This is a genomic window from Mycobacterium sp., assembly GCF_035653355.1.
In the GTDB taxonomy this organism is placed as follows: domain Bacteria; phylum Actinomycetota; class Actinomycetes; order Mycobacteriales; family Mycobacteriaceae; genus Mycobacterium.
On sequence record NZ_DASRBZ010000047.1, the window covers coordinates 1 to 3,544 of the forward strand.

The 3,544-nt window shown below is 67.9% G+C and carries 2 protein-coding genes; both read right to left on the reverse strand.

Translation table 11 applies throughout. The annotated features are described in order from the left end of the window. On the reverse strand, positions 1-2,276 hold a 2,276-nt coding region (locus VFA16_RS01435; RefSeq protein WP_324966103.1), incomplete at its 3' end, for a condensation domain-containing protein. Further along, the coding region (locus VFA16_RS01440) for a non-ribosomal peptide synthetase (RefSeq protein ID WP_324966104.1) at positions 2,273-3,544 on the reverse strand (1,272 nt) is incomplete at its 5' end. The genes VFA16_RS01440 and VFA16_RS01435, both read right to left, overlap by 4 nt.

The following is a 3,544-nucleotide window of genomic DNA, read 5'->3' on the forward strand; positions in this document are numbered from 1 at the left end:
GCCCGCAGCCGGGCCCAGTCGTCGACGGCGATGGTTTCCCCGCCCAGCGCCAGCACCGTCAGCCGGGGCCGGCCGGGGCATTCGGCTGCCCGCAGCTCCAGCAGTCCGGCCGCGGCCAGCTGGGCGAACATCGACGGCGAGGTGTCGATCATGTCGATGCGCCAGCGGTCGATGCCGTCGACGAGGCGGGCGGCGTCGCGCATCTCGTCGCTCGTGAACAGGTGTACGGCGTGGCCGTCGAGCAAGCCGACCAGCGGCTGCCACGATGCGTCGAAGCTCAGCGACCAGGCGTGGGCGATACGCAACGGCCGGCGCAAACGCTTTGTGGCAGGCCGATATATGCGCTCGCGGTGGTCGGCGAAGTAGGACAGCAGTGCTCGGTGGGTTCCGATCACGCCTTTGGGTTCGCCGGTCGAACCGGAGGTGAAGATGACGTAGGCGGCGTTGTCCGGGTGTGCTCGCTCAGGCAGCGGGCTGGTGTCGTGGCCGGCGATCTCGGCGTCGACCGCGGGATCGTCGAGCACCAGCAGACCGCCTTTGCTCTCATAATCGTTGACGCTTGCTGCGCTCTGCCCGACGGTGACGGTGAGCCGCGGAGCCGACTGGCGCAGGATCGACTCGATACGGTTGGGCGGCAGGTCGAGATCGACCGGCACATAAGCCGCGCCAGCCTGCAGCACGGCCAGGATGGCTACCACCGACGCGGGTGAACGCGGAAGGGCAAGGGCCACACGGTCTTCCGGCTCGACACCGCGATTGGCCACCACCCGGGCCAGCCGGCTGGCCGCGTCGCGCAGCTCGGCATAGCTGAGCGCACTGTCCGCCGTGGACAGCGCCACGGCGCCGGGTGTGGCGTCGGCCTGGCGGAGGAACGCGGTGGTAACGGTTTCCGTTGCGGTGCCGGCTGTTTGGTCGATAGGAACGGCGAGCCGCCGGCGCTCGGCGGCCAGTAGTACGTCGAGACGACCGGTTGTGAGGCCGTCCGCGTCGGGCAGCTGGCGCAGCACGCCAAGTATCCGTTCGCCGATGTCGCCCACCGATAGGTGCGGGAATGCCTGCGGCACCGCCTCGAGCATCACCATCAACTCGTCCTCGGGCGGGCAGCTGACGACGGTTAGCGGATAGTGCGACAGGCTTTCGGCGCCCACCGGCCGGAACCGCACCCCGTCGTCGCTGACGACCGTTTCGGTGGTCGGTCCGATCGCGACGTTTTCGAACACCAGCAGTGTGTCGAACAGCGCTCCGCGTCCGGTTGCACGCTGCAACTGCGACAGGCCGACGAAGCCGTGGTCGCGCATGGCGGCGCTCTGCTGTTGCAGCGCACGACATTGCTCTAGAACCGTTGCCTGCGAATCCAGTTCCACCACCACAGGAACGGTGTTGATGAACAGCCCGACCATCGTCTCGACGCCGGTCAGGCCCTGCGGACGGCCCGATACTACGGTGCCGAATGCGACGTCGCGACGGTCGGTGAGTCGACTCAACACCACCGCCCAGGCGAACTGCAGCGCGGTATTCAGCGTCAACCCATGCGCACGGGCCCAGCGCGTCAACCGTGTCGTGGCCGCGCGATCCAGCGACAGCGCAGTGCGCTGCGGGATCGCCGTGCCCAGCCCGTCTTGGGTGGTCTCGGCAAGTAGCGTCGGGCTGCTCAACGGCGCGACATAGTCGACCCAGCGTTGGATGGTCTCCGAGACATTCTGCCGAGCAAGCCATCCGATGTAGTCCCGGTAAGGGCGGGGCGGCGGAAGCACGCTTGCGTCGCCGCTGCACTGATAGACCGCGATCAGCTCTCGGAAGAACACCGACAACGACCACGCGTCCATCAGGATGTGGTGCACGGTGAGAATCAGTCGGAACCGCTGGCCGGTGGCCGCAGACGTGCGCAACAGCAGACACCGCATCAGCGGACCGTCGGCGAGATCGAAGTTGGTCAGGCGCTCGGCCTCAGCGAGGGTATCGAATTCATCTGGCTCAGCATCGAATTCGCGCCAGGGCAGCGTCACGACGGTGGGCACGATCTGCACGGGGTGCGGCAGGTCGCGGTCCCAGAACGATGCCCGCAAATTGGGATGGCGCGCCAGCATCGCCTCGGCGCTGCGGCGCAGCCGCGCCACGTCGAGCGGACCTTCGATGTCGGCGACGAACTGCATCGTGTACAGGTCGATACCGTCGGCCGCGAGCTTGGCTAGCGAGAAGAAGCCCTGCTGCAGGGGACTCAGCGCCAGGACGTCTTCGATTTCCGCGGCGCCGGTTTGCACATGCGTGGCGGTCACGGCTTGTCACCCCTCGAGGCCCAAGCGGATGTCACGGCGGCCAGATCTCCCGCCGACAGCCCGGATGCGCTCATCGGCTCGAACCGTGTATCGGCCTGCTCGCCTTCGGGTTCCGCCGCACCCGCCGCATCGACCGCGGCACCCAGTTGTTGCACCGTCGGGTTCTCAAACACCATCCGGGGGCTGATGGGCAGGCCGGCTGTTCGCGCCCGCGCCGCCAGCTGCACCGACAAGATGCTGTCCCCGCCAAGGGCGAAGAAGTCGTCGAACCGCCCGACATCGGCGGTCGCCAGCACTTCGGCGAACACCTTGGCGATCGCGGATTCCGTCTTGGTGTGCGGTGGTTCGCTTCGGCCGGTCGTGCTGACCGCCGGCTTCGGTAGCGCGGGCCGGTTCAGTTTGCCTGATTCGGTCTTGGGCATCGTGTCGAGCACGGTGATCGACGAGGGCACCTCATAGCCGGGCAGGCTCGATACGACGTGTGCGCGCACTTGTGCCGCAAATGCCGATTTTTCGGTTTCGTGAGCAAGCGGCTGGTGCGGCACGACGTAGCCGGCCAACGTGGTGCTGCCCTCGACGTCCCAGATGCGCGCGGCCGCAGCGGCCACTCCGTCTGCCGCCTTCAGCGCGGTCTCGACCTCACCGAGCTCGACCCGAAAGCCGCGCACCTTCACCTGGTGGTCGGTGCGCCCGACGAACTCCAGGCGCCCGTCTTCGGTCCACCGGGCCCGGTCGCCGCTGCGGTAGAACCGTGCGCCCGCCTCGCTGGCATACGGGTTGGCCACAAACCGGGATGCGGTCAGGCCCGGGCGCTTCCAGTAGCCGCGGACCAGCTGCGCGCCGGCGTAGTACAGCTCACCGACCACGCCGACTGGCACCGGCTTGAGGGCATCGTCGAGCAGATAAACTTGCGAATCCGGCTGCGGTTTACCCAGAATCGGCACCGGCGGGGTTAGCGGCCCGCGCACCAACGCACCCGAGGTCTCGGTGGCGCCGAAGTTGTTGAGCAGTTCAGGGCCATCCGGCCCGCCGCACTTCGAGAGCAATCGTTCTTGCAACGACACCGTCATCGGTTCGCCGCCGCACACCAGCCGAGTCAGCGACCGCAGCGTCTCGGGCCGTGCGTCCACCAATATGGATACCAGGCTCGGCACCGCGGTCACCTGCGCTATCCCGTGCTGCTGGATCAGGGCGGCCAGCGCTTCGGGGTCGCGGTGCTCGGCATCGTCGGCCAGTATCGTGGTGGCGCCCGCGGCCAGCCCGGCCAG